Genomic DNA, 6,975 nt, shown 5'->3' with positions numbered 1-6,975 from the left:
ACGCTCGAATGATTCAAAGGGGGTGGGTCAGTTTTACTTTGGCAGGGTGGGTCAGAATTCGATCGGTATTGACACGTCTACGCGACACGTTATTCTCCGAACCTGTTTTACAGCAAATTGCACAACAAAAGGGCATAAGCGTGGCGCAATTGCTGCTGGCCTGGGTAATTCGCAAAGAAGGTGTGCTTGCTATTCCTAAAGCCAGTTCGGTGACGCATGTTCAGGAAAATGCGGCGGCGCTGAAAGTGCAGTTGAGTGACGAAGAACTAAATCTTATCAATCAGATTTTTCCGCCGCCGCAGCATAAATTACCGCTGGACGTGGTTTAAGTCGCGAAGAAAATCGTTAAGCTTTTCTACGTAAGCGGAAAGTTGTTCCCAGCCGCGCAGGATTTTCACCTGCGCTGCGCATCGGCTTATTAATACGCGCTGTCTCGACGCACACCATCGTTTTATATCCTTCGTTAGCCATATCGGCCATGCTGCATGAAAGCTCAACGCCCGGATTCCATGTGACAACGTCACTTTGATGGTGATGATAAACTTCTATCTGGCGTTGACCGGCTTTATCGTGGATCACCGCGCAATCTTCGGCCTGAGTAAAAATACGATCGATACGGCCAGGATAGCGCTGTTTTCCGTCACTAATGCCTTGCGCATTGTTATTCACCTTATCGATGTAAGCCTTACCAAGGCCGCTAACTTCTACGTCAGCAATATCAGCCACCGCGAAATAGCTATGCAACGCTGCGGTCGCTTCAAACTCACCGTGCGCCTCCAGCTCAATTTCACAATGCTGACCCAGACGGAAACGTGCAAACAGGGTAAAATCATGTGGCCAAAGCTTTTTGGTTTGCGCATTGCTTTCCAGCACAAAGGTGAGGATTACGCCATCCTCATTTTCATCATGCGCTGACAGCACCCACGCTTGATTACGCGCAAACCCGTGCGCAGGTTCACCGGCAGGTCCGAACCAGGGCCAGCAAATGGGTACACCGCCCCGAATCGCTTTTCCTGTCGAGAAGGGCGTTTTATCACTCAGCCAAATAACGGGCTTCTCGCCGCTGGGCTGCCAGGCAACCAGATGTGCGCCCTGCAGCGTGATAGCAGCACGAACTTTTGGATGGTTGACCACAATCATGGGTAACTCACCGGTCTGTCGTTGTGACAGATAAGGCGTGATTTGGGTAATAACGGGTTGAGAAAACAGTTTGTCTTGCATGTTCGCATCCTTCCTGTCCGGACCATAAAAAAGGGCGACCGAAGTCGCCCTTATTCTCAATGTTGTCTGGCTGCCTTATTTAGCAGAAACCAGTGCAATCAGGTCAAGTACTTTGTTTGAGTAGCCAGTTTCGTTGTCATACCAGGAAACCAGTTTCACAAAGTTGTCGTTCAGCGCGATACCCGCTTTAGCATCGAATACTGAAGTCAGGACTTCGCCATTGAAGTCGGTAGAAACTACATCGTCTTCAACGTAGCCCAGCACGTCTTTCATTTCGCCTTCTGAAGCCGCTTTGATCGCCGCGCAGATCTCTTTATAAGAGGCAGGCTTAGCCAGACGAACGGTCAAGTCAACCACGGAAACGTTCGGGGTTGGCACACGGAACGCCATACCTGTCAGTTTACCATTCAGTTCTGGCAGAACTTTACCAACGGCTTTTGCTGCGCCAGTAGATGAAGGAATGATGTTCTGAGAAGCGCCACGGCCACCGCGCCAGTCTTTATGTGACGGGCCATCAACGGTTTTCTGTGTTGCGGTTGTTGCATGAACTGTAGTCATCAGGCCTTCAACGATACCGAACTGATCGTTGATAACTTTAGCCAACGGCGCCAGGCAGTTAGTGGTACAGGATGCGTTAGAAACAATATCCTGTCCTTCGTATTTGTCGAAGTTAGCGCCACGTACGAACATCGGGGTATCATCTTTAGATGGACCAGTCAGAACGACTTTCTTCGCGCCAGCGGTGATATGTTTACGTGCAGTTTCGTCGGTCAGGAAGATGCCGGTTGCTTCAGCAACAACGTCAACGCCTACTTCGTCCCACTTCAGGTTAGCCGGATCTTTCTCAGCGGTAACACGAATTTTCTTACCGTTAACAACCAGTGCGCCGTCTTTAACTTCAACAGTACCGTCGAAGCGACCGTGCGTTGAATCGTATTTCAGCATGTACGCCATGTAATCAGCGTCGAGCAGGTCGTTGATAGCAACGATTTCAATGTCTGAACGCTGTTGAGCAGCACGGAAAACGATGCGACCGATGCGGCCAAAACCGTTGATACCTACTTTGATAGTCATATATTCCACCAGCTAGTTGTTAGTGAATAAAAGGTTGGCTGTAAAATTACAAAAACCTTACCAGGCGTCAAGCGGAATCGTGTCAATTGTTGCGACAGGTCAATCCGTTTGACAGGAATAATTTGTTGCGCAAACGCTTGCGCAACAATTGCGTTATTGCGCTTCGTTAACACAGTCGCCGAATATAAAGGGATACCCTAAATAAAAGGTGATCGAAGTCACAAATTTGCGTTGTAAAAGTCGCGGCGAAAGGATGAGCACAAAAAAGACCCGGTTAATGTTGTTCATTTGTTAGAATATTAGTCGATTTTCCCAGAATGACATCCTCCGGACTCTCTTAAAATGGCTAAAGAAACCGCACCCGAAGCAAAAATTGCGCAGTTGTCTGAAATACAGCGTTATGTTACGCAGCAGCGCGGTACGGAGCCGCCTTTTAGCGGCGCACTATTGCACAACAAGCAGGAGGGGATTTATCACTGCCTGGTGTGTAATTCACCGTTATTCCTTTCTGAAACCAAATATGATTCAGGTTGCGGCTGGCCGAGCTTCTACCAACCGGTCAGCGACGAGGCAATTCGTTACATTGAGGACAACTCACACGGTATGCATCGCATTGAAATACGTTGCAGCAACTGTGATGCGCATCTGGGGCACGTTTTTCCCGATGGGCCACAACCTACCGGTGAGCGCTACTGTGTTAATTCTGCCTCATTAAATTTTACTGATGAACAAGGCGATCAAACAGAAGGGTAATTGCCATGAAGCAAGAACTTGACGCAATGCTCAATGCGATGACGCCGGAAGTCTATCAGCGCCTGGCAACGGCAGTTGAAACCGGCAAATGGCCGGATGGCGTGGCATTAACACAGGCGCAGCGTGATAACTGTATGCAGTTAGTCATGCTATGGCAGGCGCGTCATAATGATGTCCCGCAGCATATGACTATCGGCAAAGGCGGCGAAATGGTGATGAAATCCAAAAAGCAGCTCAAAGAAGAGCTGGGGATTGAGCCAGACGTTACGCGTATCAACCTGCATTAGTAGAAGGGCTGGCGATAAAGCCAGCCTTTCAAGGATCAGATAAGGACCGCGCCTTGTGCGGCCATCTGTGCAAAAGCGATTTCGCTGTCTTCGGGATTGAGATTCACACCGCGACAGCCTGCTTTAATCACGTCCACCTGATAGCCCAATTCCAGTGCGTCCAGCACGCTGTACTTCACGCAATAATCTGTCGCCAGGCCAAGCATGACTAAATGCGTAATACCGCGTTCACGCAGCCAGCTGTCGAGTTCTGTTTTGCGGCGGTGTCCATTATCAAAAAAGGCGCTATAGCTGTCTACGTCTTCATCCTGGCCCTTATGGAATGTGGCATCGAATAATTCTCTCTCCAGAGCCGGATGGAAGTCTGCACCTTGCGAACCCTGAATGCCATGATCCGGCCACCAAATCTGAGCTAAACCATTCAGCTCACCCAGGGTATAAACCGGCTCGCCTGAGACGGAAGCAAAACTACCATGATTTACCGGGTGCCAGTCCTGTAACGCGACAACATATTCACCGTTTTGATGAAATTCACGTGCATAGCGGTTAGCCACGGCGACAGTTTGATCGCCCTCACGAACCGCCATGGGGCCGCCGGGGCAAAAGTCGTTTTGAATATCAATGATGATAAGTGCCCGCTTCATTACAAATCGCTCCATATCAATCTTCGGTCAGTTCGCCACGCAAGTTTTGTTGCATCCTGGCGCGAATTTGCTCACTTGACAGATTTTGACTAAGTAAAAAATGCAGCTTGGTCAGCGCTGCTTCTACCGTTAAATCGAAACCGCTGATAACGCCTGCATGTTCAAGTGCATTACCGGTAGCATAACCGCCCATATTCACTTTGCCAGAAACACACTGGGTCAAATTAACCACGATAATGCCGCGCTCGCTGGCTTGCTGCAGCTCTGCCAAAAACTCAGCGTTTTGTGGCGCGTTACCGACACCGTAAGAACGTAGTATCAATGCTTTCACTGGCTGACGCAGGAAATTTTTCACCACATCTGCGGAGATGCCTGGATAAATGGTGACTACGCCGATCGGCTGGGGCGTAATGGTATGCACTATCAGTTCGCCGGCGTTTTGCGGTGCAGGCGGGGTGTTCAAACGACGAATATGGATACCTGCTTCCAAAAGAGCCGACAGGTTAGGGGAAGCGAAAGCATTAAATCCATCGGCATGCGCTTTGGTCGTGCGGTTTCCGCGATAAAGCGTATTGTTAAAAAATAACGTCACCTCATTGACAGGATAATTAGCCGCGACGTACAGCGAGTTCAGCAAGTTTTGCTGACCATCGGAACGTAATTCAGCTAACGGAATCTGGGAACCCGTAACAATGACAGGTTTCGCCAAATTCTCTAACATGAAGGAGAGCGCTGAAGCAGTAAATGCCATGGTATCGGTACCATGCAGAATAACGAAACCGTCATATTGTTCATAATTTTTACGAATATCTTCAGCAATGGATTGCCAGTCTTGCGGCGTCATGTCAGATGAGTCAATCAGCGGCTGATATTCATGAATAGTAAAATCAGGCATTTCAGGGCGGTGGAATTCAGGCATGTTAGCAAGCTGCTGTTGCAGATGACCAGAAACCGGAATATAGCCCTGTGCAGAACGCTGCATACCAATGGTGCCGCCTGTGTAGGCTACATAGATATTTTTCTTTTGCATTATCGAACTCAGACCTGCCGTAAAACGCGAAGTATAAGGGGAATAATGGGGAAAAGCAGCCCAGCCAGTGGCTGGGCTGAGAGGCTTATCGCACAACGCCACAGTTTAGGCAGAAAGCATAACGATTTTGCGGATCGTTAAGGCGATCAAACAAACCGGGTTGATTCTTCATGGCGCTCATCACATCGAGCATCGGTGCTGGTAGCCAGGCTTTCAGCGTGGCTGGCAGTACGGCCTGCACTGAAGCGTTCATCTGATTCAACAGCATGTCGAAGAACGTAGGATCATCCTGATACCAGTTGAGTTGCGGGTTAGAGACTTTCGCCAGCTCGCCCGCTTTCTTCACGGCATCATCAAAATCACCTAACGCATCCACCAGGCCATTGTTTTTGGCGTCGCTCCCCGTCCAGACGTGACCTTGCGCGATAGCATCGATTTGCTGCGGGGTTTTATGTCGCGACTGTGCCACTAAGCCGACAAAGTTGTGATAGCCATTTTCGATGGTCAGTTGCATTAGCTGCTGCACTTCTGTAGGCAGCGATTTAGTACTGGCAACATTGGCTAAGGGTGAGGTTGCCACACCATCGGTATGCACGCCAATGGTGTCCAGGCTGTTTTCCAGCGTATTAATGACGCCGAAAATACCAATGGAACCGGTAAGCGTGCTGGGATTTGCTACGATGTAATCCGCTGGTGTTGAAATCCAGTAACCGCCAGAAGCCGCCATACCGCCCATGGAAACGACCACCGGTTTACCTGCAGCATGTGCTGCGGCTAACTCTTCGCGAATCGCTTCCGACGCCGTAACGCTACCACCGGGGCTGTTTACACGCAGAACGATAGCTTTAATTTTTGGATCGAGGCGCGCATCGCGAATTTGCGCGGCGGTGGTATCTCCCCCCACGTTGCCTGGCGTTTCTTCACCATCCATGATGGCACCGTTGGCCATCACAACGGCAATATTGCCATCCTGCTGCGTGGTTGATTGCTTCACGGCGTAATCATAAATGCTGACATTGTGATAATCATTGTTCTGTTTATCCAGGCCAAATGTTTTCACCAGTTGCTGATCGGCAACGGCTCGTGAAGCCAGTGTATCAACCAGTTTGTTATCCAGCGCATACTTCGCTGTATCGCCGTTAACGGCTTGCAGGCCGGCAATAATCGCTGCCGCGCCTGGGAACAGCTGCTCTGGCGTAATTTGACGGTTAGCAGAAACGGTATTCAGATAATTTTGCCATAGCTGACCCACCCAGCGACTGTCTGCATCACGTGCGGCGGGCGACATATCATCACGCAGGAAGGGTTCGACGGCTGATTTGTAAGTGCCTACGCGGAACACGTGCGAGGTTATTTTCAGCTTTTCCAGCAACGTTTTGTAATACAAACCGTTAGTTGCGAAACCATGCAGATCTACCGTACCTTGTGGTGACAGGTAGATTTTACTGGCGTAGCTGGCGAGATAATACTGTGCCTGGCTGTAGCTGTCGCCCAGGGCATAAATCGGTTTGCCGCTGTCACGGAATTCACGCAGCGCTTTACCAACGTATTGCAGTGATGGCTGATCGCCACCCGCGAAATTCCGCAGGTCCAGCACCATGCCTTTAATGTTTTTATCACCTTTGGCTTGGCGAATCGCGTCCACCACATCAAATAGCGAGTTTTCCTGCAAACGATCGCTGCTGGCGCCCAGCAATTGACGACCGATCTTACTTAAACGATTACTCACGGAAGGTTTGTCAACCAGCACGCCGCTCAGATCGACTTTTAATGCACCCTGCTGCACAGGGGCAGAACTGTTGCCAGAACCGCTGACTTGTAGCCAGATTCCGACACCTACTACAATCAAAAAAATCAGGAATAAATTAAGGATAAATTCCCTGATAAAATTCAGCACTCGCCATGTCCAGCGGAACAGACCAGCAATTATTCGCCACAATGTGCGCATCAGACTCTCCATATTTAC

8 protein-coding genes are annotated in these 6,975 nt (G+C 49.6%); 3 read left to right on the top strand and 5 right to left on the bottom strand.

Translation table 11 applies throughout. The annotated features are described in order from the left end of the window. Positions 1-329, top strand: a 329-nt coding sequence (locus H2P46_RS22270) for an aldo/keto reductase (RefSeq protein ID WP_193406938.1), incomplete at its 5' end; no start/stop codon positions are given. 16 nt (positions 330-345) lie between these two features. Here the strand turns inward: H2P46_RS22270 and H2P46_RS22265 are convergent. Continuing rightward, positions 346-1,221, bottom strand: coding sequence for a D-hexose-6-phosphate mutarotase (locus tag H2P46_RS22265; RefSeq protein WP_193406937.1), 876 nt, complete (start codon positions 1,219-1,221; stop codon positions 346-348). Positions 1,222-1,296: 75 nt separating this feature from the next. Next, the gene (gene gapA / locus H2P46_RS22260; RefSeq protein ID WP_193406936.1) at positions 1,297-2,295 is read right to left on the bottom strand and encodes a glyceraldehyde-3-phosphate dehydrogenase; all 999 of its coding nucleotides are present in this window, start codon (positions 2,293-2,295) and stop codon (positions 1,297-1,299) included. 342 nt (positions 2,296-2,637) lie between these two features. Here gapA and msrB point away from each other — a divergent pair, with 342 nt between their 5' ends. Next, positions 2,638-3,048, top strand: coding sequence for a peptide-methionine (R)-S-oxide reductase MsrB (msrB, locus tag H2P46_RS22255; RefSeq protein ID WP_193406935.1), 411 nt, complete (start codon positions 2,638-2,640; stop codon positions 3,046-3,048). A 5-nt stretch (positions 3,049-3,053) separates the two neighbouring features. Further along, the gene (locus H2P46_RS22250; RefSeq protein WP_193406934.1) at positions 3,054-3,335 is read left to right on the top strand and encodes a YeaC family protein; all 282 of its coding nucleotides are present in this window, start codon (positions 3,054-3,056) and stop codon (positions 3,333-3,335) included. Between the two features lie 35 nt (positions 3,336-3,370). On the opposite strand, the gene pncA is transcribed toward H2P46_RS22250, so the two are convergent. The 3 genes from pncA to sppA all read right to left on the bottom strand — a co-directional run bounded on the left by pncA (position 3,371) and on the right by sppA (position 6,957). Then, entirely contained in the window at positions 3,371-3,979 is a 609-nt protein-coding gene (pncA, locus tag H2P46_RS22245) for a bifunctional nicotinamidase/pyrazinamidase (protein WP_193406933.1), read from the bottom strand. A gap of 16 nt (positions 3,980-3,995) precedes the next feature. Then, positions 3,996-5,009 carry an asparaginase gene (gene ansA, locus H2P46_RS22240; RefSeq protein WP_193406932.1) on the bottom strand — a complete coding sequence of 338 codons (1,014 nt, stop codon included), beginning with the start codon at positions 5,007-5,009 and terminating at the stop codon, positions 3,996-3,998. Between the two features lie 85 nt (positions 5,010-5,094). Further along, positions 5,095-6,957 (bottom strand): signal peptide peptidase SppA, encoded by a 1,863-nt coding sequence (gene sppA / locus H2P46_RS22235; protein ID WP_193406931.1) that lies wholly within the window; start codon positions 6,955-6,957, stop codon positions 5,095-5,097. Positions 6,958-6,975: the final 18 nt, after the last annotated feature.

Origin of the sequence: Mixta mediterraneensis (genome assembly GCF_014946725.1) — a bacterium.
GTDB classification, from domain to species: Bacteria; Pseudomonadota; Gammaproteobacteria; order Enterobacterales; family Enterobacteriaceae; genus Pantoea; species Pantoea mediterraneensis.
The sequence above is the reverse complement of the archived record's forward strand: the minus strand, read 5'-3'. Positions and strand labels throughout refer to the sequence as shown.

Bases quoted from the DNA above. Each gene is read 5' to 3' on its own strand.
- gapA (WP_193406936.1), bottom strand. From the start codon at position 2,295: ATGACTATCAAAGTAGGTATCAACGGTTTTGGCCGCATCGGTCGCATC.
- msrB (WP_193406935.1), top strand. From the start codon at position 2,638: ATGGCTAAAGAAACCGCACCCGAAGCAAAAATTGCGCAGTTGTCTGAA.
- ansA (WP_193406932.1), bottom strand. From the start codon at position 5,009: ATGCAAAAGAAAAATATCTATGTAGCCTACACAGGCGGCACCATTGGT.
- sppA (WP_193406931.1), bottom strand. From the start codon at position 6,957: ATGCGCACATTGTGGCGAATAATTGCTGGTCTGTTCCGCTGGACATGG.
- H2P46_RS22265 (WP_193406937.1), bottom strand. From the start codon at position 1,221: ATGCAAGACAAACTGTTTTCTCAACCCGTTATTACCCAAATCACGCCT.
- pncA (WP_193406933.1), bottom strand. From the start codon at position 3,979: ATGAAGCGGGCACTTATCATCATTGATATTCAAAACGACTTTTGCCCC.
- H2P46_RS22250 (WP_193406934.1), top strand. From the start codon at position 3,054: ATGAAGCAAGAACTTGACGCAATGCTCAATGCGATGACGCCGGAAGTC.